This is a genomic window from Streptomyces albiflavescens (assembly GCF_014645835.1).
In the GTDB taxonomy this organism is placed as follows: domain Bacteria; phylum Actinomycetota; class Actinomycetes; order Streptomycetales; family Streptomycetaceae; genus Streptomyces; species Streptomyces albiflavescens.
This window is the reverse complement of the sequence record NZ_BMMM01000013.1, coordinates 214,083-240,722: the sequence shown is the minus strand read 5'-3', so window position 1 is coordinate 240,722 and position 26,640 is coordinate 214,083. Positions and strand designations below refer to the sequence as shown.

General features: G+C 69.8%; 20 protein-coding genes and 2 pseudogenes. 4 read left to right on the top strand and 18 right to left on the bottom strand.

Annotated elements, in window-relative coordinates:
- Nucleotides 1–28: 28 nt before the first annotated feature.
- Nucleotides 29–271: a DUF6510 family protein gene (locus IEY95_RS31810; RefSeq protein WP_189189623.1), complete on the bottom strand. Its 243-nt coding sequence runs from the start codon at nucleotides 269–271 to the stop codon at nucleotides 29–31.
- Between the two features lie 144 nt (nucleotides 272–415).
- On the opposite strand from IEY95_RS31810, the gene IEY95_RS31805 reads away from it, so the two are divergent.
- Nucleotides 416–649 (top strand): hypothetical protein, encoded by a 234-nt coding sequence (locus IEY95_RS31805; protein WP_189189622.1) that lies wholly within the window; start codon nucleotides 416–418, stop codon nucleotides 647–649.
- A 41-nt stretch (nucleotides 650–690) separates the two neighbouring features.
- Here IEY95_RS31805 and IEY95_RS31800 read toward each other — a convergent pair.
- The 5 genes and pseudogenes from IEY95_RS31800 to IEY95_RS51080 all read right to left on the bottom strand — a co-directional run.
- Nucleotides 691–813, bottom strand: a pseudogene (locus IEY95_RS31800) (IS3-like element ISRhosp5 family transposase); the annotation flags it as partial.
- Nucleotides 814–1,092: 279 nt separating this feature from the next.
- Nucleotides 1,093–2,853 (bottom strand): choline/carnitine O-acyltransferase, encoded by a 1,761-nt coding sequence (locus IEY95_RS31795; RefSeq protein WP_229703499.1) that lies wholly within the window; start codon nucleotides 2,851–2,853, stop codon nucleotides 1,093–1,095.
- 59 nt (nucleotides 2,854–2,912) lie between these two features.
- Nucleotides 2,913–3,758 (bottom strand): class I SAM-dependent methyltransferase, encoded by an 846-nt coding sequence (locus IEY95_RS31790; protein ID WP_189189619.1) that lies wholly within the window; start codon nucleotides 3,756–3,758, stop codon nucleotides 2,913–2,915.
- A gap of 69 nt (nucleotides 3,759–3,827) precedes the next feature.
- Nucleotides 3,828–4,697, bottom strand: coding sequence for a HalD/BesD family halogenase (locus IEY95_RS31785; protein ID WP_189189618.1), 870 nt, complete (start codon nucleotides 4,695–4,697; stop codon nucleotides 3,828–3,830).
- A gap of 331 nt (nucleotides 4,698–5,028) precedes the next feature.
- Nucleotides 5,029–5,164, bottom strand: a pseudogene (locus IEY95_RS51080) (IS256 family transposase); the annotation flags it as partial.
- Nucleotides 5,165–5,867: 703 nt separating this feature from the next.
- Here IEY95_RS51080 and rox point away from each other — a divergent pair.
- On the top strand, nucleotides 5,868–7,298 hold the full coding sequence (rox, locus tag IEY95_RS31780) for a rifampin monooxygenase (RefSeq protein WP_189189617.1): 1,431 nt from the start codon (nucleotides 5,868–5,870) through the stop codon (nucleotides 7,296–7,298).
- Nucleotides 7,299–7,809: 511 nt separating this feature from the next.
- Here rox and IEY95_RS31775 read toward each other — a convergent pair.
- The 12 genes from IEY95_RS31775 to IEY95_RS31720 all read right to left on the bottom strand — a co-directional run bounded on the left by IEY95_RS31775 (nucleotide 7,810) and on the right by IEY95_RS31720 (nucleotide 21,537).
- On the bottom strand, nucleotides 7,810–8,805 hold the full coding sequence (locus IEY95_RS31775) for a sugar kinase (protein ID WP_189189616.1): 996 nt from the start codon (nucleotides 8,803–8,805) through the stop codon (nucleotides 7,810–7,812).
- Nucleotides 8,802–9,710, bottom strand: coding sequence for an SMP-30/gluconolactonase/LRE family protein (locus IEY95_RS31770; protein ID WP_189189615.1), 909 nt, complete (start codon nucleotides 9,708–9,710; stop codon nucleotides 8,802–8,804). Before IEY95_RS31770 ends, IEY95_RS31775 begins: the two co-directional genes overlap by 4 nt.
- Nucleotides 9,707–10,339: a bifunctional 4-hydroxy-2-oxoglutarate aldolase/2-dehydro-3-deoxy-phosphogluconate aldolase gene (locus IEY95_RS31765; protein WP_189189614.1), complete on the bottom strand. Its 633-nt coding sequence runs from the start codon at nucleotides 10,337–10,339 to the stop codon at nucleotides 9,707–9,709. Before IEY95_RS31765 ends, IEY95_RS31770 begins: the two co-directional genes overlap by 4 nt.
- A 118-nt stretch (nucleotides 10,340–10,457) precedes the next feature.
- Nucleotides 10,458–11,276 carry a hypothetical protein gene (locus IEY95_RS31760; protein WP_189189613.1) on the bottom strand — a complete coding sequence of 273 codons (819 nt, stop codon included), beginning with the start codon at nucleotides 11,274–11,276 and terminating at the stop codon, nucleotides 10,458–10,460.
- A gap of 8 nt (nucleotides 11,277–11,284) precedes the next feature.
- A complete protein-coding gene (gene dgoD / locus IEY95_RS31755) occupies nucleotides 11,285–12,430 on the bottom strand; it encodes a galactonate dehydratase (protein ID WP_189189612.1) in 1,146 nt (381 codons plus the stop codon).
- The gene (locus IEY95_RS31750; RefSeq protein ID WP_189189611.1) at nucleotides 12,427–13,164 is read right to left on the bottom strand and encodes a FadR/GntR family transcriptional regulator; all 738 of its coding nucleotides are present in this window, start codon (nucleotides 13,162–13,164) and stop codon (nucleotides 12,427–12,429) included. The genes dgoD and IEY95_RS31750 overlap by 4 nt, the downstream gene beginning before the upstream one ends.
- Nucleotides 13,165–13,204: 40 nt before the next feature.
- Nucleotides 13,205–13,978, bottom strand: coding sequence for an SDR family NAD(P)-dependent oxidoreductase (locus IEY95_RS31745; protein ID WP_189189610.1), 774 nt, complete (start codon nucleotides 13,976–13,978; stop codon nucleotides 13,205–13,207).
- 124 nt (nucleotides 13,979–14,102) lie between these two features.
- On the bottom strand, nucleotides 14,103–16,202 hold the full coding sequence (locus IEY95_RS31740) for an alpha-galactosidase (RefSeq protein ID WP_189189609.1): 2,100 nt from the start codon (nucleotides 16,200–16,202) through the stop codon (nucleotides 14,103–14,105).
- Nucleotides 16,199–17,047, bottom strand: a complete 849-nt coding sequence (locus IEY95_RS31735) for a carbohydrate ABC transporter permease (protein ID WP_189189608.1) — start codon at nucleotides 17,045–17,047, stop codon at nucleotides 16,199–16,201. The genes IEY95_RS31740 and IEY95_RS31735 overlap by 4 nt, the downstream gene beginning before the upstream one ends.
- Nucleotides 17,047–17,982, bottom strand: coding sequence for a carbohydrate ABC transporter permease (locus IEY95_RS31730; RefSeq protein ID WP_189189607.1), 936 nt, complete (start codon nucleotides 17,980–17,982; stop codon nucleotides 17,047–17,049). The genes IEY95_RS31735 and IEY95_RS31730 overlap by 1 nt, the downstream gene beginning before the upstream one ends.
- A 1-nt stretch (nucleotide 17,983) precedes the next feature.
- Nucleotides 17,984–19,270: an ABC transporter substrate-binding protein gene (locus IEY95_RS31725; RefSeq protein WP_189189606.1), complete on the bottom strand. Its 1,287-nt coding sequence runs from the start codon at nucleotides 19,268–19,270 to the stop codon at nucleotides 17,984–17,986.
- A 116-nt stretch (nucleotides 19,271–19,386) separates the two neighbouring features.
- Nucleotides 19,387–21,537, bottom strand: a complete 2,151-nt coding sequence (locus IEY95_RS31720) for a DUF8189 domain-containing protein (RefSeq protein ID WP_189189605.1) — start codon at nucleotides 21,535–21,537, stop codon at nucleotides 19,387–19,389.
- A gap of 280 nt (nucleotides 21,538–21,817) precedes the next feature.
- Between IEY95_RS31720 and IEY95_RS31715 the strand changes: the two genes are divergently transcribed.
- Nucleotides 21,818–25,897 (top strand): discoidin domain-containing protein, encoded by a 4,080-nt coding sequence (locus tag IEY95_RS31715; RefSeq protein WP_189189604.1) that lies wholly within the window; start codon nucleotides 21,818–21,820, stop codon nucleotides 25,895–25,897.
- Between the two features lie 321 nt (nucleotides 25,898–26,218).
- Nucleotides 26,219–26,626: a VOC family protein gene (locus IEY95_RS31710; RefSeq protein WP_189189603.1), complete on the top strand. Its 408-nt coding sequence runs from the start codon at nucleotides 26,219–26,221 to the stop codon at nucleotides 26,624–26,626.
- Nucleotides 26,627–26,640 lie beyond the last annotated feature (14 nt).

Below are 26,640 nucleotides of genomic sequence, written 5' to 3'. Positions count from 1 at the left end.
TCTCGGTCGTCATTCGGCGGGGCGGGGGTCACGGCAGCTGCAAGGTACGGATCGACATCAGCGTGAGCTGTAGCCGGTGGGGTCGGTCGACGAGCAGCACCTCGCACGCCGAGCACGCTGGGCAGCGCAGCACCATGCCGGGACAGCGCAGGTAGGCCCGGGTCTCGGCGACGCGGTGCCGATCGCCGCACTCGGCGCACTCGAGGACGATCGTGGTGGCCTCCCGGCCCAGGACCAGCGACAACGCTCCGGCGACGGCGTTGCCGTCCACGTGGGGCGTTGGCCCGATCTTTGGCCGGTGGCCTGCCCGGGCTGGGGTCGAGCATGGCCAGGGGGCCATACGCTGCCTGCGCATCGGGCTGGCTCCTGCCTGCCCGCAACAAGCCCGATCGGCCCCCTGGGCTTGCTCAACGTCGTGTCCCGGACGGAGGCAGCTAAAGATCGTGTCGGCGCCCGCCCCGGCTACAGCGGATCTCACCTCATGCCCCGGGGCTGCCTGATGTGGCGCGCGGCGGCGGATGGTGCCCGCACCACCAGCAAGGAGGTGACCCGCTTCAAGGCCTACGGCACGAAGAACCGCACGACAGGCCAGGAATCGGAAAGCATCAACCGACACACAACCGTCAAGCCTCATCTGAAGCTGGTCTGAAGTGGTCTCAGTGACTCAAGTGCGTGTACCTACGCGTCACCAACTGATTCGGCGGCGGCGTTGTCCGCCGAGGTTTCGATCGCCCCACGCGAACTGGTCACGGCGAGTTCACGGCACACGTTCGCGCACTCCTTCGATGCGTACTGGGCGCCGTCGTCCTGGTGGACGAGCAACTGGGAGCGGCGTTCTCCGGCCTCGGCCATGGCAGTGGCGACTGCGGCTCCGACGTCGCGATTGCCGTAGAGGAAGGTGCGGGAAACGTCCGCGCGGCGCGCGACGGCGGCGACGCTGACCTGGGCTTTCTCAGCTCAGCTCAGCTCAGCTCAGCTCAGCTCAGCTCAGCTCAGCTCAGCTCAGCTCAGGACAGGCTCAGCCACTGAAGCCGTCCGGGCCGCCGGACCGTGGTCCCCGACCGGGAGTTCCGGTCCGGCGGCGGGGTCCGTTCAGTCCTCAGGCCGCTCGGGCGCCAGTAGCTCCCGGAGTTCGTCCATCGCCTCCCGGAGCCGATCGGCGAACGTCCGCATCTGCGCGGCGACCGCCAACGGCGTGCTCAGGTAGAGGTTGAACCGCTCGGGAAGCAGCACATAGGCGACACCGATGCACTGGCTGCTGGTCGACCCGAAGCCGAAGTACTGGATATTGACGGACGGCGCGGAGCTCGTGCTCAGATAGTCGTCCCGCATGGTCGACCAGCCCGGCGTCCGGTACAGCGCGGGCTGCTCGGTCACCCCGAGCTCGGCCCCCCGCCGGCGCTGGATCAGCTCCAGCTCCCACAGGTGCTGCTCCGGCACCTGCCCGGCCTGGCACGCCTTCGCACGCGCCACATGGGCCTCCGTGGCTGCCCGAAACGCGGCGCGCCGGGCGTCCGCGTCCGCTGCCGGGTCCTCCATCGCCGCCACGAAGGCCACCATCTCGGTGGTGACGACGCGCATCGCCTCGGTCCGCCCGTGCCGGTACTGCCGGGTGGCGATCGACTCGTACGTGGCGCCCAGGTGCCCCTTGGCGCGCTGGTGGGCGAGCTGGTAAGCGGCCTGGACGAACGCGTCCGGCGAGACCCCCAACACCTTGGCCGCGCTGCTGCCGAAGTCCGCGAACGACAACGTGCTGGTCGCGGTGTTCTCCCCGTACGCCGCGAACGCGTCGGCGGCGGAGCGCACCTGGTCCCGCAGCGCGTCGTCCAGTTCGAACACGATCGGCTCCAGCGCCGGCAGCCCCTGGGAGCGGGCTCCGGACTGCCGGGACTGCTCCTCGGCCGGGGTGCTGAGCAGGGCGTCGGTGAAGGTGAGGATCGTGGTCCCGTCCAACTCGCAGTGCTCGACGTTGATGCCCGCCCGTCCGTCGGCGAAGACGACGAAGGTCACGGCCTTGTCGAACCAGCGGTTGCCGCGGTCGCCGTACAGCAGCTGGTCACAGGCGTCCTGGACGTCCGCGGGGGCGAAGTCCTCTAGAGCGACGCAGAACAGCGCGGTCTCGACATCGTCAAGGGCGTCGGCGTTGCGGGGGTGGCAGGCGAGAAGGGACTCCCGGGCGGCCGCCCACTCCGCGCGGGCCATGGTGGTGAGGTGGCCCACCGAGGTGTCCGCGCCGGCCGGGTCGGCCTTCATCACGGCGCGCAGCCCCGCCTGGATGTCATCCAGGCTGTGCGGGACACCGTCCCGACCCAGCACGTCGAGCCGGAACATGTCGCCCCGGAAGAACACCACGACGTGCCGGGCCTCGGACGGGCCCGGCCACTCCTCGGTGTAGGGGGCGCGGACGGTGTCCTGCTGCACGCCGGGGATACGCGTGGTGGAGAACAGAAACTTGTTCTGCACCATCGACTGAGGCGCTCCGCGCTGCACCACCGGTGGAATCAGCCCCTGATCGAGCTGCCGCTTGTAGTTGAGGGCCCCGGCGACGAGCCCGGCCGCCCGCTCCACCTGCGCCTGGTCGGAGTCCTGGAACAGGAAGAAGAAGTTGGCGTTGAGCGCGATCCGGTCCCGGCGGCCCAGGTATCGGTACGGCCAGAAGGTGTCGAGCCAGCTGTGCACGCCCTCCGTGGCGTCGTATTCCTCCAGCGCGGCATGCAGCACCCGGCCGGGGCCACCGGGTCGGAGAAAGGCGGCAACCTCCGCCTCGGTCGCCGACCGCTCGTCGGCGGTCAGCAGCGGCCTACACCAGGCGAGAAACCTCTCGCAGCTCGCATCCAGCGTAGGCAGCGGCACGCGCGGGAGGCTGCCCTCCTGGGCGAAGGTCGCGTTGCCTGACGCATCCTGACTGGTCTTCAACTCTGTTCTCGATTCGGATCGTTGGTACCTGTGATGTCGTACGGCCGGGAAAGGTAGAGCTGTGCGTACAGCCAGCCTTCCGCCTCCAGGCCCCGTGGATCCACCCCTGCGGCCGACATGCTGTCGAGCACGAGCGCCTGCTCCTGCGGGGAGGCGAACCGCCGCTGTCTGAACACCTCGTCGACGCGGACGGTCCGGTAGCCCAGACTCGCCAACGCGCGCTCGACGGAGTCGAACGGGAACATCCGCAGCACGAAGTGCGCCATCCAGGGCCGGCGGATGCCCTGCGCCCGGACGACTCGCGTGAGCGTCCGCTCGGTGACGTAGCCGACGCAGCCCGTCGAGATCACCAGGTCCGTACCCGAGAGCTGGGCGTGCTGTCGTGGTGTGGGCTCGTGCTCCTCCAGGTCGGCGTGCACCACGTCGTCGAGGAACCCGGCCTCAAGAGCATAGGACAGCGCGCTGCCGGAGGTGTCGAGGCCGACGAAGCGGATCGCTTGCGGGGGTTGGCGTGACCGAGCCAGCCCCCGGTCGCGGGCCAGCAAAGCCTCGCGGCTCTCACCCGCACGCTCCTCGTCGCCGTAGCGCGCGTACAGCTCGTCCATGGTCGCGTCGTACTTCAGCAGGGCGGCGTTGATTCCGTACGAGCAGCCGATGTCCAGCACCTTCGGTACCGCGACGTGCTGGGACTCCCGGTACTCCGTGATGATCTTGGCAAAGTAGGGCTTGGCCTGCTGCGGAACGCCGTAGCCGAGCGGGCGCAGCACCCTGAAATAGGTTCGCGGATCGGGCTGGTCGTAGATGTGGTCGAGTGAGACTTTTCCGGTCACGTCGAAACGCACAGGGCTTACTCCTCCATGGGATCGCGCAGGGGGAAACGGCCTACGACGACTACGCGTTCTCGCCGCCCGCTAGTCCAGGAGCCGGTCGCCGCGGACCGCCCGGCCCTCGGCCGCCAGGTGCTCGGGCAGCACCCGGCCGAAGAGCTGCCGGGTCCGTTCCACGCTCCCGATGACGCCGGGGCGCTCGCTGTAGGCGAATATCGCGGAGTGGCGCGCGACCTCGCCGCGCACCGGGCTCACTCGGTGCAGCGAGTAGCGCCCTTTGAACAACTGCAGGTCACCCGGTTGCAGGGGGAGGCGCCGGGTCAACCGCTCGCCCCGGCCGTCCACTACCTCCCGGACGTCGTCGAAATTCTCGTCCTGCGCGGTCCGAATGTTCGGGCAATACTCGAAGACGCCGCCGGCCTGCGCCTGCTGGGTGAGCATGCTCACGGTGAACTCGTTGGTGTCGAAGTGCCAGGGGTGCTCCATACCCGGCGCGATGACGTTGAGAACCAGCCCGGAGAGCGGGTCCGCCAACTCGTGCAGCTCTGGCAGTTCGAAGCAGCGGGCGATGAAGTGCCGGAACACCATGTGGGAGTAGAGCCGGCTGATGAGGGAGTCCGCGGGGATGCGGTCCCGCGCGACGAACGCGTTACCCCGCTCGAAGGCCTTCCGGACCGGATGGTCCTCCGGCAGCGCCGAGTCCACTGCGATGTTGTAGACGTTCACCGTCTCGACGTCGTGGTGCGCCCGGGGGGCAATGGCCGAGCACTCCTGCCGCAGCACATCGCGCAGCGACGGGCGGATGAAGTCCGGCAGCACGGTGCAGCCGAGAGTCAACAGGTCGCGCCGGGCACGGGAAACCACGGCCTCTCCCCGGGTGCTCGCGACTTCCGACAGGGGATAGCGAGCCGTGTCGACTACCTGATCAAGCGTCAGGGCTTCCAAAGAGCGCATTCGATCCTCTCCACATGCGGGCCGTCCCTCTCGTCGGTTCCCTCGCCGGCTCGCGGTTCCGCCTCTTACGCACACACGGGACGAGCGACGCAATCCGTGCGGTCGGCCGGACCTCACTCTCGGCTTTTCAGTAACTTGCCCGGCACGAAGGGCACTTGAAGTTCCCACAGTGGCGCCGTCTTGTCTGTGACGCGTCACACTGCCCAACTGTGCGCTCCAGCAGGCCTTCGCGGGTTCGGCACGGGCCGACCGTCGCGCAGGAGCCGCAGGAGCCGGTGCACCCTGCGCGAGGGTCGGCCCGTGAAGCCGGTGATCACAGGGATCTATTCGCACCGACCTCCGTCATGACCTTCTTGGCCCGGTAGCCGTTGCGCATGTTGCCGCCCGAACGGGACTCGCCCGCCGACCCGGCCGGCCTCCGTGGCCAGGTGCTCGTCCATCTCCGGCTCCAGGGCGGCCTGCAGCAGGGGGCTGGCATGATGCGCCGCCATGGGAACGAGAGACGACGGTGATGAGGCGTACGTAGTCGGCCTGTGCAACCAGGTGCTCGGCGAGACGGGCCCAGCGAAGGACGAACCCCCAGCCACGCCAATCCACGCGGCAAAGGCATGGGAAGGCGGCCGCAAGAGGCTACCTTCGCGAAGGTGTTGCGAGGACCGCCATGCCGTACTCAACCGCCTACGCCCATCCCAGCGGCACGTCTCCCCGATGAGCGATGTCGGCGGATCCGACGGTGGCACCCTCGCCGGGACGCGGGTCTGAACGTCAACGTGCTGGGCAACTACAGCTTCCGCGCCTCCACCCCGGCCGGCCGTGGCCTGCGCGGCGCGTCACCGCTTCGGGAGGAGCTTGTCCGTTCACAGCGGACGACAAAAAAGCAAAGGCAAGGAGGTTGTCCGCTCCTTGCCACTCTCAACCTATAGCGCACCGGGGGCCTTGCGGCAAGCCCCGGGTCGTGCTGCACAATCTCCGGCCGAAGCCAGAACCTGCGGAAATCAAAAATTCGCGAAGTGCGCACACTTTTGGGCTCGTATGGGTCTCGCGGGACGCGAACCGCCGGTGGGACGCGCGGTGCGGTTGCGGGCACTCGGCGCGGAGGTGCGGGTGTGCGCGCCGCCGCACCGCGAAGAACATCTGGCCGCAATGCAACCTTGTCGAATCGGGGGTTTCATGATTGACGTGATCGTTGCCGGCGGCGGGCCGACCGGGCTGATGCTGGCCGGCGAGTTGCGGCTGCACGGTGTGCACGTGGTCGTGCTGGAGAAGGAGGCGGAGCCGACCAGGGTGGTCCGCGCGCTCGGCCTGCACGTGCGCAGCATCGAGGTGATGGACCAGCGCGGTCTGCTGGAGCAGTTCCTCGCGCACGGCCGGCGGTACGACGGGATCGGCGGCTTCTTCGCCGGCATCGACAAACCCTCGCCCGACCGGTTGGACACCGCGCATCCCTACGTCCTCGGCATCCCACAGACCACCACAGATCGCCTACTGGCCGAGCACGCCATCGAGCTCGGCGCCGAGATCCGGCGCGGCTGCGAGCTGGTCGGGCTGAGCCAGGACGACCACGGGGTGACTGCTGAGCTGGCCGACGGCACGCGGCTGCGCACGCGCTACCTCGTCGGCTGCGACGGCGGCCGCAGCACGGTGCGCAAGCTGCTCGGCGTCGGATTCCCCGGCGAGCCCAGCAGGGTCGAGACGCTGCTGGGCGAGATGGAGGTGGCCGCACCACCGGAGACCGTGGCCGCCGTGGTGGCCGAAGTCCGCAAGACCCAGAAGCGGTTCGGCGTCGTGCCCTTCGGAGGCGAGGTGCATCGCGTCGTTGTGCCCGCCGAGGGGACGGCCGGGGACCGCTCGGTCCCGCCGACCTTCGAGGAGTTCAAGCAGCGGCTGCGGGTGATCGCCGGCACCGACTTCGGCGTGCACACACCGCGCTGGCTGTCCCGCTTCGGCGACGCCACCCGGCAGGCCGAGCGCTACCGGACCGGCCGTGTGCTGCTGGCCGGCGACGCGGCGCACATCCACCCGCCGACCGGCGGCCAGGGGCTCAATCTCGGTGTCCAGGACGCGTTCAATCTCGGCTGGAAACTGGCCGCGGAGGTGGGAGGTTGGGCACCGGAGGGGCTGCTGGACAGCTACCACACCGAACGGCATCCGGTGGCCGCCGACGTGCTGGACAACACCCGAGCGCAGATGCAGCTGATGTCCACCGAGGCGGGCCCGCAGTCAGTGCGCCGGCTGCTGTCGGAACTGATGGACTTCGAGGAGGTGAACAGGCACCTGATCGAGAAGATCACTGCGATCGGGGTCTGCTACGACTTCGGCGAGGGACATGAACTGCTCGGTCGGCGACTGCGGGACGTCGAGCTGAAGCAGGGTCGGCTCTACAAGCTGATGCACGGCGGCCGCGGACTGCTGCTCGACCAGACCGGCGGGCTCTCGGTGGCGGGTTGGGCGGACCGGGTCGACCACGTCGTCGACGTCAGCGAGGAACTGGACGTGCCCGCAGTACTGCTGCGGCCGGACGGCCACGTGGCGTGGGTCGGTCAAGATCAGCAGGATCTGCTCAGCCGACTGCCCAAGTGGTTCGGCACTGCCGTCAGCTGAGCGCGGAATCGTGACTCGAAAGGGCGGGCCTGTCTCCGGCCGAGTTCGGCGCGGTTCGGTGCGTGACATCGGGTCCTGGTGCTCGGGGTAGGTGGCGGCTGTGTGGGCGCCGGGCGGATTCCTTGGGATGTCCCCGGGCCTCGATCCCTCGGTACAGAGCGGGGGCGCTCTACGTCTTCGGCGCAGAGCGCCCACCGACCGTCCAAGCGAACGAACACGGAACCTCCCGCTGAGTGCCGCGCCACCAGGCAGGGCCGGCCGCGGTGCTCAGCGGGGCCAACTCACCTTCCGAAAGGGCCGATTGAATCGCTGAGTCAGGCCACCGGGCGACCTCCGGCAGGAGGCCGCGCCCGGGACGCCGGTCGTCTTCACCGTCGACAAGCTCACGCGCCTCGCCCGCTGCGCCGCCGAGCTGATGACGCTGCCCGCCGAGCTCCAGGCCGGCGACGTCCGCCTCGCTTGCGGCCTCATCCGCCTCCGACGGCTCCGCACAGCATCCTGAAACGATCAGTCACACGGCGTGCGTCGGGAACGTGCGCGTCAGCCAGTCCTCGTCCCTGAGATCCAGCAGCTCATCGATCCGGTCACCGTCCGGCAAACGCCCATGGTCCCCCGTCACTTGGAGCGCGGACACGGCGGTGATGTGGCCGAGCCTCAGTGCACGCTTCCTGTCCGCGCCCCGCAGCAGCCCGGCCAAGAACCCGGCGGCGAAGGCGTCGCCCGCACCGACGGGTTCCACGACGGTCGTGCTCAGCGCCGGCACGGTGCACACGCCCTCGTCGCTGAAGGCGGTCGCGGCGTGCGCGCCGTCCTTGACGACCAGGATGCGCGGGTGCCGCAGCAACTCCCGTACATCCACGGCCTTCAGGTCGCTGCCCCACAGATGCTGTGCCTCGTCGAGTCCCACGAACGTGATGTCGGCCCGGTCGGCGAGGTCGCGCAGAACCCGGGCGGCCGCACCGTCGGGCCACAGCGCGGGACGGTGGTTCACGTCGAAACTCACGGCGTACGGGCGCTGGTCCGCCGATACGGCGAGTGCCTGTACCACCAGGTCCCGACAGGACGGCGACAGTGCCGGCGTGACCCCGGTGAAATGCACCAGGGAGGCCTGCCGCAGCTCTTCGGCGTCCAGCAGATCCGTTCCGAGGGCCGCGGCGGCCGAGTTCGTACGGTAGTAGTGGACGCGGGTGCCCGTTGAGTCCGGGTCCTTGACGAGCAGCCCCGTGGGCCTGTTCGCGTCCGTGCGCACGCCCGAGACGTCGACGCCCGCTGCGGCGATCGCGGCACGCACGCGTCGCCCCAACGCGTCGTCCCCGACGGCCGAGAGCCAGGACACGTGGACACCATGGTCCGCCAGATACATCGCCACATTCGACTCGGCCCCGGCGACCGACAGGCGCAGGCCGTCAGCCTGCTCCAGTGGCTGGGGCGGATCGGGCGCCAGGGCTGCCATGGTCTCGCCGACGCAGCAGACCGGTCCTCCGGAAGGTCGCCAGGGGTTCGTCATGCGGACTCCGGCACGGCGGATGGCGACAGCTTTGCGGAGATTGAGGCGTGCGGCCGGTAGGGGGCCGCCGGGTTGCCGGGCACGTCGACCCGAGCGGTGAACAGTGCGCCGTCGAAGGGTCCAGGGGCGGAGAGTCCGACACGAGCGGTGGTGATGTGCAGGGAGTCGTCCTTGAGGCAGACACCGGCGGGCTGAGTCGCCGGTAGTCGCAGCACGCGATCGAGGGTGCCGTCCGGGCGATGGCGCCGCACGGTCGCGGCGCCCCAGACGGCCACCCATACGGCGCCTTCGGCGTCGATGGCCATCCCGTCGGGGCTGCCGTCGTCAATGGTCAAGAACACCTCAGGCGTGCCGAGTTGGCCTGTTGTGGGATCGACGGGGTAGCGCCGTACGATGCCTCGCGCACTGTCGGCCAGGTACATCAAGCGGCCGTCCGCCGTGAACACGGGCCCGTTGGGCACGGTGATGTCCCGCAGGACGCGGACCACCGTGCCGTCGTGGTCGACCCGGTAGAGCGATCCGGCCCCCTCGTCGGCGTCGTACGCCATGCTGCCCGCCCAGAAGCGTCCCGAAGGATCCGCGGTGGCGTCGTTCATGCGCATGCGCGAGGAGGCGTCACCTTCGGGCCGCGCCAGCCAGGTCAGGGCACCGTCGGGTGCGAGCAGGCAGATGCCGGTGCCCGCGGCGGCGATCCAGCTGCCCGGCCGGTCGGCCACAGCGGCCACCGCCCCCAGCGGGACGGGGAGTTGGGCGAGTGTCTGCAGGGGCGCCGTCGGATCGTCGGGGGCGGTGAGCAGGCGCCCCGCGAGGAGGTCCACGAGCACGATGCGTCCGTCGGTCCAGCGGATGCCTTCGCCGAGTTCCAGCCGGTCGGGTCGGCCGCAGCCGGGGTGGTCTTCGGTCACCGCGTGGCCTCTCGTACCACGGTGAGGAACGCTGCGGCGCGCTTGCGGAGCTCAGCCGGACTTCCGCCGTCCGCGGCGTCGCCGACCAGGGGCGAGCCGACACCGACCGCCGTGGCGCCTGCCGCCAGATAGGACCGGGCGGAGGTCTCGTCGACGCCGCCCACGGGCACGATCGGTTCGTCGGGGAACGGGCCGCGCAGCGCCTTGAGGTAGGCGGCTCCCCCGGCCTGGGCCGCCGGGAAGATCTTCAGTGCGGCCGCGCCGAGAGCGCGTGCGGCGAGAATCTCGGTAGGGGTGAGCACGCCCGCGAGCACCGGCATGCCCAGATCGCGTGCCGCGTCGATTCCCTCCCCCAGCCCGGGGGTTACCGCGAAGTCGGCGCCCGCGCGGTGGGCGGCACGGGCGTCGTCGGCGCTGAGGACGGTGCCGGCGCCGAGGGGCCTGTCCGGTCCGAGGGCCTTTCTGGCTCGTTCGATGACGGTGAGGGCGTCCTTGCCGGTGAGCGACACCTCGATCAGCTCGATGCCCTCCTCGGCGAGGGTCAGCACGGTGCGCAGCGCGGCTTCGGGCTCGTCTCCGCGCACGATGGCGACCAGGCGATGCGTGGCCAGTGCGGCTCGCAGGTCCATGGGCGGGGCTCCTTTCTCAGCGTTCGGATCATCAGAATTCGGGCCATCAACCCTCGAGCGATGGGCATTCGGGCCATCGACCCTCGGGCGATGGGCATTAGGGTCATCTGCGTTCGGATCAGGGGCAGCGGCAGTCCGCGGTCAGCGTGAGCCGCCAACGGACCTCACCCGACGCCGGTACCCGGGCGGCGTCGCCCGGGCCCGCGTCGGCGAGGTCGAAGACCCGGCCGAGCATCGGCTCGACACCCGTACTGCGGTAGGGACTTGAGGTGGGGAAACCGCCGAGGTTGCGCCACAGGGCGATGGCGGTCGGCTGACCGTCCGCTTCGAGGGCCAGTGCCAGGCGGTCCTCCGCGTCGTGGACACAGCATCGGGAGGCGTCCACGACGGCTCCGACCGCGGTGCCGTCGTCCGGGCCGAGCCGGTCCAGGCGCAGTCCACGGGGCGCGGGCCAGGGGCCCTCCAGCCACGATGCGCGGGCGGGCCACGGTTCTGCCAGGAGGGCGGCCGATTCGGGGAAGAGGCGGGTGGCGGCGCCGGTGCTGATCTGGAGGGTCGCGTTCTGCGAGAGGTCCAGCAGGGCGTGAGCCGCCCAGACGAATCGGAAGCCGGGCTCGGCGGTCAGTGTGTAGTGGGCCTCGGCGCCGTCCGCCGTACCGCGGATGGTGCGTGTGAGGGCGAAGCGGTCGCAGCGCACGCTCTCGGCATCCGCGCTGCGGGTCCAGGCACGCGACCAGGCGTCTCCGTGGTCGGGGGTGCCGCGGACTGTGGGGATGCATTCCTCCAGTCCGCCGGCGTCGGCGAACGCGTCGCCGGGCGACACGCTCGCACGTTCCGGAGCAGCACGTTGCCAGAGCCATTCACGGCCGCGGGCCTTCAGCGAGGTCCAGCGGCCGCCGTGGGCCGTGTCGGTCTCGATGGCGAGTGGGGCGGGCACGAGGGGGGTCACCACTCTGCGAAGGAACCGTCGGCGTGCCGCCACACCGGGTTGCGCCAGGTGTGCCCGGTGCGGTCGGCGGCGCGTACGGCGGCCTCGTCGATGGTGATGCCCAGGCCGGGCTGGTCGCCGCGCCGTGCGTGGCCCGCCACGAAGCGGAAGGGTTCGGGGTCGGCGAGGTAGGAGAGCAGGTCGGCGTCCTTGTTGTAGTGGATGCCCCGGCTCTGTTCCTGGATCAGGAAGTTCGGTGTGGCGAAGGCGATTTGGAGGCTGGCCGCCAGCGCGATGGGGCCGAGCGGGCAGTGGGGGGCGAGTTGGGCGCCGTAGGTCTCGGCAAGGGAAGCAATGCGGTGCACCTCGGAGATGCCACCGGCGTGGGACAGATCCGGTTGCACGACGGCGACGCCTGCGGTGAGAACCGGCAGGAAGTCACCGCGTCCGTAGAGTCGTTCGCCGGTGGCGAGCGGCACCGGGCTCGCGGCGACGAGCCCGGGCAGCAGATGGCTCTGCTCGGGGACGACGGGTTCCTCCACGAACAGCGGGTGCAGGGGTGCGAGTTCGGTGAGGACCCGGCGTGCGCTCGCGGCGGTGAAGCGGCCGTGGAAGTCGACGGCGACATCGCGGTCCGGGCCGAGGATCTCACGCGCCGCGGCTACCCGGGCAACTACGGCCGCTGTCTCGGCCGCGGTCGCGATCGGTGAGGTGACACCGGCCGCGTTCATCTTCACCGCGGTGAAGCCCGCCTCGACCTGGGCGGCGATCTGGTCGGCCAGCTGGGCCGGTTCGTCGCCGCCGACCCAGGCATAGACCCGCACCCGGTCGCGCACGGGACCGCCCAGCAGGGCGTGCACCGGCGCCCCGTACGTCTTGCCGGCGATGTCCCACAGCGCCTGGTCGAGGCCCGAGACGGCGCTCGACAGGACGGGACCGCCGCGGTAGAAGCCGCCCTTGGTGAGCACTTGCCAGTGGTCCTGGACGCGCAACGGGTCCTGGCCCACGAGGTATTCGGACAGGACGTCCACGGCGGCCCGGACGACCTCGGCGCGTCCCTCGACGACGGGCTCGCCCCAGCCGACCACGCCCTCGTCGGTCTCGATGCGGCAGAACAGCCAGCGCGGCGGAACGAGGAAGGTTTCTATGCGAGCGATCTTCACTTGCCGCGGGGGCCTTTCGTGTCGTCGGAGGCGCTGAGCCGGTCCAGGTCGCGCACGGCCTGGTCGAGCAGGGCGCGCATGGCGGCCTCGGCGGCCTGCGGGTCCTGGTCGCGTACGGCGTCGAGGACGGCGCGGTGGCTGGGCACGGGGTCGTCGCTGTGGGGGGAGCTGTGCACGATGCGGTCGCGGTGGGCGAGGCCCGACTCGATGACCATTTCCATGCGTTCCAGCAGCTCGTTGTGGGTGGCGGCGAGCAGGGCGCGGTGGAAGGCGAGGTCGGCCTCGACCGCATGGGTGGCGTCGGTGTCCTCCTCCCCCATCGCCTCCAGGGCGCTCTCCAGTGCGGCGAGGTCGACGTCGGTGCGCCGCTGCGCCGCGAGGCGGACCGCGGCCGGCTCGATGATGGCGCGTACCTCTCCGAGGTTCCGCAGCAACGCCTCGTCGGCCTCGGTGGCGCGACCGCCCTCGAACTGCCATCTCAGGACGTCGGCGTCCAGAAGGTTCCAGTCCGCGCGCGCCCTGACGAACGTGCCGCGTTTCTGGCGGGCGTCCACCATCCCCTTCGCGGCCAGCACCTTCAGCGACTCGCGCAAAGCCGTGAGGCTCACGTCCAGTTCACTCTGGAGTGCCACCAGGTCGAGCGTCGCCCCTTCGGGAATCTCGCCGCTCAGGACGCGGCGGGCGAGGAGTTCCACGGTCTGGCCGTGCACGCCGCGGCGGGCGTAGGGCGTCATGTCGTGAGCCTTTCTGCTGAGAGGTGAGGGCGACGGTGGGTCATGCGGAGGCCTTGACGACGCTCCAGCCACCGTCCACCAGGAGACTCGACCCGGTGATGTAGGAGGCTTCGTCGGCGCTGAGGAACGCGATGGCCGCGGCCACCTCCTCGGGTGCCCCGAAGCGGCGGGCGGCCGTTTCGGCGATACTGCGCTCCCGCTCCTCGGGCGGGACTCTGTCCCAGGCCGCCGTCAGGATCGGACCGGGCAGGACGGCGTTGACCCGTACATCGGGCCCGTATTCGACGGCGAGTTGACCGCACAGCGACAGCAGGGCGCCCTTGGACGCCGCGTACGCCGGATGTCCGGGGATGCCTTTGTGCGCGTGGACCGACGAGGTCAGCACCACCGCTCCCCGGCGGGACCGCAGATCCGGCAGGACTGTCCTGAAACCGAGGAAGGCGCCGGTGAGGTTGACGTCGATCTGCCGCTGCCAGGAGGGGAGGGACAGTTCGTGGGCCGGAGCGACGTCGACGGTGAAGGCGTTGCTGACGAGGACGTCCACGGGCCCGAAGGTGTGCGCGGCGGCCACGATCCGTGTCCAGTCGGCCTCGGCCGCGACATCGGCGGCGACGAACCGGGCCCGGCCGCGGTCCTTGGCGATCCGCTCCGCCACGGCCTCGCCGCGTTCCTCCGCGAGGTCGGCGAGCACGACGGCGGCGCCCTCCTGGGCAAGGCGTTCGGCGGTGGCGGCTCCGATCCCGGAGGCCGCTCCGGTGACCACGGCCGTGCGGCCGACGAAGCGGGCACCGTACCGTCGTGCGGACGTGTCCATGGTGCGGTTCGACTCCTTCTGTACGGGCGCGGCGGACCGCGCCTGATGGGCCGCGCCAGGAAACCGATGCGGAATGCTGGGAAACCCGTACGGGGCTGCTGGGAAACCTATGCCGGATGACGTCCTACTGCCGTATCAGCACCACCAGTTCGGCGTCATGGTCGGCACTCCACGCGAACGGCAGTCCGTAGTGGAGCAGATGGGCTCCGCTGTACGTCGCTCCCGTCGCGGCGTCGTGATAGTGGGCGTCCGGGGTGAGGCCCCGCAGGCGCAGCCGGTCGGGACGGCCGGGTACGAGCGGGGCGCCATCGAGGCGCCCGGTGCTGAGCGCGGCGACCACGGTGCGGCTTCCGTCCTCGGCGTCGTACTGCACACCGCAGGTGGGGTCCGCGGGGCAGCCGAGCAGCCGGGCCTCGCCCCGGTGGATGACCTCGCGCACCTCCTTGTAGCGGGCGATCCACCGGGCGGCTTCAGCTCGCTGCTCGGGGTTCCAGGTCCGTAGGTCGGCGCCGATCCCGAGGACCCCGCACATCGCGTTGACGAACCGGAAGGCGAGGCTGCGCGGGCGCGGGTCGAACACGCCCGGCGCGTCGGTGACCCAGGAACTCATCACATGCGGCGCGTGCGCGTGCAGGAACCCGAACTGGATGGAGAGCCGGTCCAGCGGTGCCGTGTTGTCGCTGGGCCAGACGACGTCGGTGCGCGCGAGGGTCGCGTGGTCGATGCGGCCGCCGCCGCCCGCGCAGCCCTCGACCGTGACGTCGGGGTGCGCGGCGCGAAGGTGGTCCAGGACGCGCAGATAGCCGGCGACGTGCTCGGCGTCCAGGTCGAGACGGTCGGCGGGGCCGGCGCCGGGCCGGCCGCGCTCGGTCGGCGGCCGGTTCATGTCCCACTTCAGGTAGCTCACGGCGTGGTCGGTCAGCAGCCGGTCGAGGGTGGCGATGACGAAGTCCTGGACGTCCGTGCGGCCCAGGTCCAGCAGGAGTTGGTTGCGCACGAGTCGGGCGGGGCGTTCGTCGATCCGGTACACCCAGTCGGGGTGTTCCGCGTACAGGCGGCTTCCGGGGCTGACGGCTTCGGGCTCGACCCACAGACCGAAGTCCAGCCCCAGGGCACGTACGTCGTCGACGAACCGGTCGAAGCCCTGCGGGAACGCCGCCGGATCGGGGTGCCAGTCACCCAGTCCTCCGGTGTCGTCGGTGCGGCCCGTGAACCAGCCGTCGTCCACGACGAACAGCTCGGCCCCGATGTCGGCGGCCGCCTTGGCGAGCTCCAGCTGACCGGACGCGTCGACGTCGAATCCGGTGGCTTCCCAGGAGTTGTAGAGGACTTTGCGGGTACGGTGCAGCCGGTCTCCGGCGAGTCTGCGCTCGTAGCGGTGCCAGACGCGGGACAGGCCGTCGAGCCCGTCCGCGCTGAACGCACACGCGAGACGGGGCGTGACGAGGGTGTCGCCGGGCGCCAGGTGGACCGCGCCCTCGTGCGGCACCCGGCCCGCCCGCACGCGCACGGCGCCGCCGGGTTCCGCCTCCGCGGTGAAGTGCCAGTTGCCGGGCCATTCCAGGGCCATGCCGTAGGCCGGGGCGGGAGCGTCGCGGGGTGCCGCCGCGTCCTGGACGGCGAGCCAGGGCGCGTACGCGTGTCCGGGCACGCCCTGGCGACTGCCCATGGTGAACGTGCCTCTGGTCAGGTCGAGTTGGGTGCGCTGGAACTCCTGGGACCACTGGCCGGTGAGGTAGGTGAGCCGCGCACCGGTGGTGACGGGTATGTTCACGGCGGCCGAGTCGAGGCGTTCAAGGCGGAGTTCCTCGTCTCCGGTGCAGGTGAGTTCGGTCCAGCGGTGGATGACGTCGGTGTCCGGGACCGTGGCGTAGCACAGGGCGGTCCGCAGGCCCAGCACGTCGTCGGTGAAGGTGAGCCGCAGGCTTCCGTCGCCCTCGTGCGCGTCGGCGAAGGTCCACCACACGCCACGGTCGTGGCCCGGGCGGCCCGCGACCAGGTCGGCGCCGGTGAACGGCCGTGCGCCGTACGGCAGATACTCGACGGGCGCGGCGTCGGCGGGCGTGATGAAGTGCGTGCGCCGGGACCAGTCCAGGGCGGACGGGCCCTCCTCGACGCCGTGCGGTCCCCACGCGTGGAGTTCGGCCCAGGTGTCGTCGGGGGCCAGCCGGACCGTGTAGGCGGTGTGCTCGGTGCGCAGGGTCCAGCGCCGGTACGACGTCATTTGACGGCTCCCAGATTGAGTCCGGCCACGAAGTGGCGCTGGAACCGGAGGAACACGGCCACGGTGGGCGCGGCGGCGATGACGGAGCCGGCCGCGATCACGTTCCACATCGACACGTACTGCCCCTGCAGTCCGATGAGGGCAGCGGTGATCGGCATATTGGTGTCGCTGCGCAGCACGGTGATGGCCCACAGCAGGTCGTTGAAGATCCAAGTGAAGGACAGTGCGCTGAGCGCGGCGAGCGCGGGTCGGGTCAGCGGCAGGATGATCCGCCAGAAGAGCTGCCAGGGACCGGCGCCGTCGACCACGGCCGCCTGCTGGATCTCGGGCGGGATGGCGCGCATGAAGCCATGCAGGACGAAGACATAGAAGCCGACGCCGAAGCCGATCTGGACGCCGATGAGGGCGGGCAGTGTGTCGTAGACGCCCAGCAGTTCGCTGAGTTTCGACACGGGGATGAGCAGGATCTGCGGCGGGAGCAGGTTGCCGCCGAGCATGAGCAGCAGCAGGGCGCGGCGGAAGGGCAGCGCGTACCTGCTCAGGGCGAACGCGGCCATGGCCGCCAGGATCAGCGTCACCAGCACACACGGGACGGTGACGATCAGGCTGTTGATGAGGGCGCGCTGCTGGCCGCCGTCGACCCAGGCCTGGCGGAAGTTGCCGAGGGTGAAGGAGCGGGGCCAACTGCCCAGCCCGTGGGCGGCGATGTCGTCGAAGGAGCGCAGGCTGGTCACGAGGACCAGGGCGATGGGCAGCAGCCACAGGATCGCCAGCGTGCCGGCGCCCAGATGGAATCCGGCGGTCGCGGCGCGCCGCCGGCGCAGCGCCGTGGACGTACCGGGCATCAGTCGGCCTCCCGGAAGGCGCGGACGAGGTAGGAGCAGATGACTCCGAAGGCCAGGACGAAGATGACGACGGCCAGGGCGGAGCCGTATCCCAGGCGCAGGGACTGGAAGGCGGTGGAGTACATGTAGGTGCTCAGCAGCTCGGAGGAGTGGTACGGGCCGCCGCGGGTCAACGACCACACGACGTCGAAGGAGCGCAGCGAGTCGATGATGATGACGGACAGGACGACGGCGTTGACGCTCCGCAGCTGAGGCAGCGTCACATGCCGGAACCTCTGCCACGGTCCGGCCCCGTCGACCTTGGCCGCCTCGTACAGCGCCGGGTCGATGCCCTTGAGTCCGGCGACGTACAGGACCATCACGTAGCCGATCTGGCGCCAGAGCGCGGGCACGATGACCGCGTACAGGGCGGTGTCCTGGTCGGCGAGCCAGGCGTGGCGCAGGCTGCCGAGGCCGAGCGACTGCAGGAGCTGGTTGAGGACGCCGTCGGGCTGGTAGATCGCCTGCCATACGAGGGCGGTGGCGACCAGGGAGAAGACCACGGGCAGGAACAGGGCGGCCCGGTAGAAGCCGACGCCCCGGCGTTCCTGCTGGAGCAGCAGGGCGGCGCCCAGTCCGAGGAGCGCGGACAGGCCGCCGAACAGGAGCAGCCAGAGCACCGTGTGGCCGGCCGCGCTGCGGAAGACGTCGTCGTGGGCCATCTCCCGGAAGTTGTCCAGGCCGATGAACCGGGGTGCGGAGACGCCGTCCCACCGCGTGAGAGCCAGGTAGAAGCCCTGGATCGCGGGCCAGAACACCCACAGTGCCTCGGCGAGCAGTGGGACGAGGACGAACGCGAGCACCAGCGGCGGGGTGGCGTGGATGCTCCGGGCCCGGCCGCGGCGCGGTGGCGACGAGGCCTGGGCCTTCCGCTCGGGGGCGGTCAGGACGGCCACCTCACGCGCTCCAGATCTTCTCGGCGTCGCGCTGCCAGTCGGTGAGGATGCTGCCGATCGTCTTGGGCTTGGCGAGGAACTTGATCAGCGCGTTGTCGGCGGTGGGCTGAAGGGCGTCGCTGGAGTCGCGGTTGAAGAACTGGGTGATCTCGGCGGCCGATTCGATGTGCTTGCGGCCCTTCTTCACGAGGGCCGTGCCGGTGTCCTTGGCGTCGGGGTGGCAGGGCAGCGCGGTGCCCGAGGATCCCTTGAGGTAGATCTCCTGGGCCTCGGCCGTGGCGAGGTAGCGGAGCAGGTCCTTCACCTGGTCGCCGCGTCCGGTGCGGGCGCTGGCGAAGTAGCCGTCCGTGGGGGCTTCCTCGGCGAGCGGCACCTTCGCGTCGATGACGGGGAAGCGGAAGAAGTCGATGTCGCCGAGGGCGTCCTTGGGCGCCGCGTCGGCGAAGAAGGTGCCGATCAGCATCATGCCGGAGCGGCCGTTGAGCAGGGAGGTCGTGGCGTCCTCGAAGGGGACGGCGGCGCCGTTCGGGTCGAAGTACGGCAGCACCTCCTGCCACCGGTCGAAGACCTTGCGCACCTCGGGGTCGTCGAACCGGTGCTTGCCTGCGAGGAGTTGGCGGTGGTAGTCAGCGCCGTTGATGCGAATGTCGAGGTAGTCGAACCAGGCCGAGGCCACCCAGGCCGTGTTGCCGCCCGCACCCAGGCCGATGGGAGCGACGCCCTTGCTCTTGAGCTTGTCGCACAGGTCGAGGAAGTCGTCCCAGCTCTTGGGCTCCTCGACGCCCCATTTGGCGAAGTTCGACTTGCGGTAGAACATGCCCCACCAGTAGTACGTGGTGGGCACGAAGACCTTCTTGCCGGAACTCGCGGTGCACAGCGTGTGCAGCGCCTTCGAGTAGCGCTTGAGGTCGGGCGAGTCCCAGACATCGCTGAGATCCAGCAGCAGATTCTTCTTCGCGTACGAGTCCGCCACCGAGCCGGGATACCAGGTGTACACGTCCGGCGGGTTGGCGGACGTCAGGTACGTCGGCAGCTGGGTGCGGAAGGTTTCCGAGGCGACGGTGTTGAGGCTGGCGCGCCCCGAGCCCTGCTTGGCGTAGGCGGCGACGAGGTCCTCCATCGCCGACTTGGCCTGGGGGGCGGAGAGGTTGGACTGAAGGGTCACCGCACCCTTCGAGGAGCTCTTGCCGGAGGAGGTGGAGGTGACGCAGCCGCTGATCAGTGCCGTCGTCCCGGCGGCACCGAGTCCGGCGAGGACGCGCCGTCGGCTGAGCTGATGGTTCGTCATGAAGTACTCCCTATGGGCCCGCACGGCGGGGCCCGGCCCTCCTGACGGCCGGTGCCCCGCTCACGGCGGATCCAGATTCGCGTGGCGCTCGCACCACGTCAAGAATAATTACTAATTTATTTGAACTGAGTCCGGTGGACATACCCGTCGACGCCGCGGAAGACCGCGTCGACCGTGCCCCCCGACCCGGCGACAGCTCCGAGCGCGCCTTCGAAAGCTGCGCTGGGAAACTCCTGCCGCTTAGTCCAGCCCTGCCAGGCACCGGACTCGTAACGCTGCTGCCAGAGCGTGTAGTCGCCGGCCCGCGCATACAGCACCACGGCGCCATCCACGGAGACCAGCGTCGGGCTGCCGCTCACGGTCCCGCCGAGCGAACTCCACTCGGACCAGGCGCCGTTGGCGTCTCGTGCCCTCGCCCAAACGGAGTCGTCCGCGGTGCGTACGGCCACATGGACGCGCCCCTCGGCGTCGACGGCGGCGGACGGCCTTCCGTAGGTCGGCCGGTCCCCCGGCGCCCCGAGCGACGACCAGTCGGGCGAGGGGCCGCGCTGGACGACCCGGCCGTCGGCACCGCGCGCGAAGAGCGTCCAGTGCGCAGGGTCCGTGAACGCCACGGACGGCGCGTCGGTCAACTTCCCTCCAAGGTGCTGCCAGTCGCCCCAGCGACCGTCGGCGAAGACCCGCCGGTACGCCTGCGAGTCGGCTCCACGGACGAAGACGTCGATGCGGCCGCCCGGTGAGGCGTACGCGGCCGGCTGACCCAGGATCCGGCCCTGGACGGGGCCGCCGAGATCCCTCGTCCGGGATGCGCCGCCCCCGCCGGCGGCGGCCGAGTGCTGGACGAGCGATCCGTGCGGGCCGCGCAGAAACGTGGTGAGTGTGTCGCCGTCGCGCACGACCGCCGGGCTCGACGTGGTCTTCTCGCCCAGGTTCGTCCCGGGCAGCGCGTCCTCACCGGTCAGCTTCAGGAACGCGGTGCCGTGCGCGGGAACTTGGACGGTGTACGACCCGGAGTGGGTGCCACGGTCGGCACGCGCCCGCAGATCGCGGACCTTGACCGGCCCGCCCAGGGCGGCATCGGCGAACCGAACCGTGCGCTCGGCCGGCTGATCCGAACGGTTGAGCAGGACGACCGCGCGCCGGCCGTGCCCCTGGAGCACCTTGCTGTAGACGTCCCCGACCGAGTCGGTGGCCACTCTGACGCCTTGAACGGCCAGCGGATCCTGGTCGACGGCGATGATCTCCGGGTTGCGCAGCGTCGCGAGCATGGCGTCGGAGAGGGTGCGGGGATCGGAGCCCAGGACGAGCGGTGACCCCATCTCGGCCCACATCACGAACTGGGTGGTGGACTCCTCCTGCGTCAGCTCGTAGCCGCCGTCCGCCATGCGGCGCATGGGGATGAGGTAGTCCGGGTCGTTGTAGTGGCCGGGGCCCTGCGCCTCGGGGTGCCAGGCGTTGGCATCCATGTTGCGCAGCACATTGGGCCACTGGCCCGGGCTCGGCGTGCCCCAGGCGATGTCGGTGCCCGTGCGCCAGGAGTCCGCGGCCGTCGGACCATAGACGTACGTGTTGTGGGCGTCCTGTTCCGGCGTGTGGGGCAGCCCCCAGTCGTCGGTCAGCGGGTTGCACAGATTGAGCAGCATCCTGCGGCCCGACTTGGCGACCGCGTCGCTGAACTCCTTGAACGCCGGCCCGGGATCGAGCTTCTCGGCGATCCCGCACAGGAAGTCGACCTTGATCGCGTCGATCTTCCAGTCGGCGAACTGCCGGGCGTCCTCGGTGTAGTGGCCGCGGCTGCCGAGGCCGCAGCTCTTGCCGCCGTCGTAGGTGCCGGCGTCCGTGTAGATGCCCGCCCGCAGACCACGTTGGTGGAGATAGGAGACGAGTGCGGGGATCCCGGAAGGGAAGCGGTCCGGGTTGGTAGCCAACTGCCCTTGCTCGTCTCGGGGGTTGTCGGCCTGCCAGCCGCCGTCGAGCCACACGATGTCGTAGCCGCTGTCGCGCAGACCGCTGCTGACGAGCCGGTCGGCTACAGCGCGCACCTCCTTCTCGGTGGGCGCTCCCAGTCCGTAGTACGTGTTCCAGCCCATGTAGGGCGTCGGAGCAAGTCCGCTGTCGTAGTACTCGGGCGCTCCTTGGTCGTCGGCTGTGTTCGCCGTGGCCGTGGGGGCCGCGGTCACGGCGAGGACCACCGCGGTCGCGATCGCCGCGGCGCGGCGAGCAGGTATGGGACCTGGGGTTCTTCGGTCCGGCTGAAGTGAAGTCACTTACCTCTCCCGGTCGTTGGGAAGCAGGAGGACGTGACACGGGCCGCCCTGACACTGGGGCCGACGGTGTCACGGCGAAGACTGTGGCGCGCGACCGAAACCCTGTCAATATTTATTCCTAATTTATTGAGACAGGCGGGACCGTGGCGCGCGAAACCTTGACAGGCCTAGCCCGGCGGTGCAGTGTTTGGCAACGTTGTCAAAGGACGTTGGCAACGTTGTCTTCTGGCTCTTCCGATTTCACCCGCTGCTCGAACTTCCCTGATCGGAGCCGTTGTTCATGTCGGATCAGTCGTCTCTCCCCTCCCGGCGCACGGTCCTGTCCGCCGGCTCCACGCTGCTCGCGGGTTTCGGACTCGGCATGGCTCTGCCCGCCGACGGCTTCGCGGCCGAAACCGGACAGTCCGATCAGACCGCGTCACACGGCGAGTTGGCCACCTATCGCCCCATCGAGGTGTCCTCCACCGACTACGCACCCACACCCGCCGAGTTCGTGGTCGACAAGGTCGACACCGTCGGAGTACGGGGAACGGGATGGCGCGCCGCGTCCGGCGATCCACAGTGGATCTCCGTCGATCTGCAGGCCGTGTGCGAGGTCGAATCGCTGCGTCTCACCTTCGAGGCGACCGCGGACGATCCGGCGTACGTCGACGCCCCCGGCGGGAATCCCCGCGACAACACAACAGGGCAGGAGATCTTGTCCAGTTGTGCGGTCGACTTCGTCATCGAGACCTCCCGAGACCGCACGGCGTGGACGTCCGTGTACCGCACCGACGCCGGGACCGGCGGGGTCATGGAGATCGCCCTGTCCGAGCCGGTCTCCGCGCGGTGGGTGCGGATGACCGTGCACAAGCGGTCCAACGCGAACCCGCTGGGCCTCAACGGACTTCAGGTGTACGGCACGTGCCGCACCCCGCGCCCGGACGCCACCGGTTGGACCGACTGGGGCACCCACCATCGGACGCCGCCCTCCCTCACGATCGCCGAGGACGGCACCGTACCCCTGGAGTCCGGCTGGGAACTGACCATGGACGACTGGGCCGACGGGGACGGAGCCGACCTGTCCAAGCCGTCGGTGGACACCAGTCGTTGGCTGCCGGCGACCGTGCCCGGCACCGTCCTGTCCTCGCTCGTGGACCAGGGCCACCTGCCCGACCCGGTCTCCGGACTCAACAACCTCCACATCCCGGAAGCCCTGTCGCGGCACGCCTGGTGGTACCGGCGCGGCTTCCGTCTCCCGACGCAGCTGCGCACCGGCGCGGGACGCCACATCTGGCTGGAGTTCGACGGTATCAACCACCAGGCCGACATCTGGCTGAACGGCACCAGGGTCGGCGACCTCACCTTCCCCTTCGCACGCGCCGCCCACGACGTCACGGAACTGCTGACAGACGGCGGCGACCAGGCGCTCGCGGTGAAGATCACGCCCATGCCGTTCCCGGGCAGCCCTGGAGACAAAGGTCCGGCGGGCCTCGCCTTCGTGGACGCCGGGGCCAACATGATGAACCGCAACTCGCCGACCTACCTGGCCTCTTCGGGCTGGGACTGGATGCCCGCGGTGCGGGACCGGGCCGCCGGCATCTGGAACCACGTCCGCCTGCGCTCCACCGGAGCCGCCGTCCTCGGCGATCCCCGGGTGGACACCAGGCTGCCGGACCTGCCCGACACCCGCACCGCCGAGCTGACAATCGTGGTGCCGGTCCGCAATGCCGACTCGGACAGCAGACGTGTGACCGTCGTCGCCGCCTTCGACGACGTACGGCTGACGCAGGCGGTCACGGTTCCCGCGGGCGAAAGCGTCGACGTCTCCTTCACGCCGGCCACTCACCCTGAACTTCGCCTGAACGACCCGAAGTTGTGGTGGCCCAATGGCTACGGCGAACCGAACCTGCACCGGCTCACCCTCGCCGCCTCCATCGGCGGCCAGGAGAGCGACCGCCGCGCCACCCGCTTCGGAATACGTCAGTACGGCTACGAGTACGACGTGCCGCTGACGTTCCAGTCCGCAAGCGACGCGTACGCACAGACCGTGAACTTCGCTCGCCAGAAGGCCCGTTACGTACGGATCAGGTGCCGGACGCGGGCCACCGAATGGGGCTCGTCGATGTGGAGCCTGTCGGTCGCGGACAGCTCGGCGCCCGACACCGACCTGGCCCTGCACAAGAAGGCCACCGCCTCGTCCGTGGACGATGCGGCGAACCAGCCCGGCAATGCCACGGACGGCGATGCGGGCACCCGTTGGTCCTCCGCGTTCGCGGACGACCAGTGGATCCAGGTCGACCTGGAGTCGTCGCTCTCCTTCGATCAGGTCGTCATCACCTGGGAACAGGCGTACGCGAAGACGTACACCGTCCAGGTCTCGGACAACGGCAGCGACTGGACGGACGTACAGTCCGTCGACAACACGGCGGTTCCTCTGCCGTTCCGGTCGGGGGGCTCGGCGAGCCTGCAGAGTGTCGAGTTCGAGGCCCGGACCGCGCGGTACCTGCGCGTCTTCTGCCGTACGCGCGCGACCAGTTGGGGTTCGTCGATGTGGAGTCTGTCGATCCTGGACAGTTCCTCGCCGGACACCGATCTCGCCCTGCGCCGGACGGCGACCGCGTCCTCCGTCGATGATTCCTCGAACCAGCCGGGCAACGCGGTCGACGGGAATCCCGGGACCCGCTGGTCCTCCGCCTTCGAGAACGACCAGTGGATCCAGGTCGACCTCGGGTCCTCCCAGTCGTTCGACCGTGTCGTCATCGTCTGGGAGGCGGCGTACCCGAAGACGTACACCCTCCAGGTCTCCGACAACGGCGACGACTGGACGGACGTGAAGTCGGTCGACAACACCCCCGTCCCGCTCAAAATCAGCGTCAACGGTGTCCGCGTCTTCGCCCGCGGCGGCAACTGGGGCTGGGACGAACTGCTGCGCCGTATGCCCGCCGCGCGGATGGACGCGGCGGTGCGGATGCACCGCGACATGAACTTCACCATGATCCGCAACTGGGTGGGGAGCAGCAACCGCGAGGAGTTCTACGCCAGTTGCGACGAACACGGTCTGCTGGTCTGGAACGACTTCCCCAACGCCTGGGCCATGGACCCGCCGGACCACAAGGCCTTCCTCGACCTGGCGCGGAACACCGTGCGGCGCTACCGCAGCCACCCGAGCATCGTCGTGTGGTGCGGCGCCAACGAGGGTAATCCGCCGGGCGCGGTGGACAACGGTATGCGCGCCGCGGTCCGGGCGGAGGCGCCCGATCTGCTGTACCAGAACAACTCTGCGGGCGGGATCGTGTCCGGCGGCGGACCCTACGGCTGGGTCGAGCCGACGCGCTACTACTCCGCGTCCACCTACGGCAGCGGGAGCTTCGGCTTCCACACCGAGATCGGGATGCCCACCGTGCCGACGGCACGGACGATGCGCCGGCTCGTCGGCTCGGAGCCGGAGTGGCCGATCGGCGGCGCGTGGTTCCACCACGACTGGAGCACCAGGGGAAATCAGGCACCGCAGAACTATCAGGCGGCCATCGAAGCCCGGCTCGACACGGCCAAGGGCCTGGAGGACTTCTGCCGCAAGGCGCAGTTCGTCAACTACGAGAACTTCAGGGCCATGTTCGAGGCCTGGAACGCCAACCTGTGGGACGACGCCGGTGGGCTCATGCTGTGGATGTCCCATCCCGCCTGGTACAGCACGGTGTGGCAGACGTACGACTACGACTTCGACGTCAACGGCACCTACTACGGTGCCCGAGCAGCCTGTGAGCCCCTGCATATCCAGGCCGACCCCACCGATTGGCACGTCATGGGGGTCAACCACACCCCGCGGAAGATCTCCAATGCGGTGGTGACGGCACAGTGTTACGGCCTCGACGGGCGCCGGCTCGGCAAGGAGCAGCGTAGAAGCATCGACCTCGGGGCTTCCGCGACCACGCAGGTCTTCACAGCGGGCCTGACCGATTCGCTCCCGGCGTTCCATCTGTTGCGGCTCCACCTGAGCGATGCCCGAGGGACGCTGCTGTCGAGCAACACCTACTGGCGCTACCGAGAACCCTCGGACATGCGCGCCCTGAACGCGGTCCGCTCGACCAAGGTCTCCGTCAGCCTCGGCCGCATGCTCCGGACAGGGACACGACGCGAACTCACCGCACGCGTACACAATCGCGGTTCCTCCGTCGCGGCCATGGTCCGGCTCTCCCTGCACGACGCGAGCACGGGCGACCGCGTTCTGCCCACCCTGTACGGCGACAACTACCTGTGGCTGCTGCCGGACGAGACCCGGTCGATCACCCTGTCCTGGCCGGCCGAGGAGCTGCCGTCCGGCCGTCCTCAGGTTCGCCTCGACGGATACAACGTTCCTGAGGTCTCGGCGTCGTCGTGAGCGGGGTGTGCCTGCGCTGCGTGTGCGTGGACGGGGGCCGCTGTCCTGACAACGAATGGAACCAGTCGGCACCCGTCCCGCTCACCGGCGTGTCCGCCGCGCTCGCCGAGCCCTCGAAGCAACAAGAGGCCGCAGCTCAAGGACTGAGCCGGCCTACACAGGTTTTTCCGTCCATCCGTCACATTCTCCGGTCAGGGCCCGTCAGTGGAGTGACGAAGCAACACGGCCCACCCCGTGTGACCGAGAACCGACTCCAACTCCCGGGCCGATCGACACCCGGGCATGCACGTCGTCGGACCGACAAATGGAATGGACAACACGATGCTGACAAACGTCATGTACGTGACGCTCTATGTCACCGATCAAGACCGCGCGCTGAGGTTCTACACGGAACAGCTCGGCCTGGACAAGCGCGTCGACTATCCGGGTCCTGAAGGACGCTTCCTCACCGTTGGCGTCCCCGGCAGTCCGCTCGAATTCATCCTGTGGCCGCACGCTGCGGCCGCGGGGCAGCCGGCCGAGGCGCAGCGGGGCACCGTGCCCGGTCCGGTCTTCCTCGAATCGGACGACCTGAGGAAGGACTTCAAGGTGCTGCGCGACCGCGGTGTGACATTCGACCGGCCCGAACCGGAGGACTACGCGTTCGGGGTCCGTATCGAGGCAGTGGATCCGGACGGCAACCGGATCTCGCTGCGCCAGCGAAGCCGGGCAAGCCGTGGTGACGGCTGACCGTCGGTAGGCCC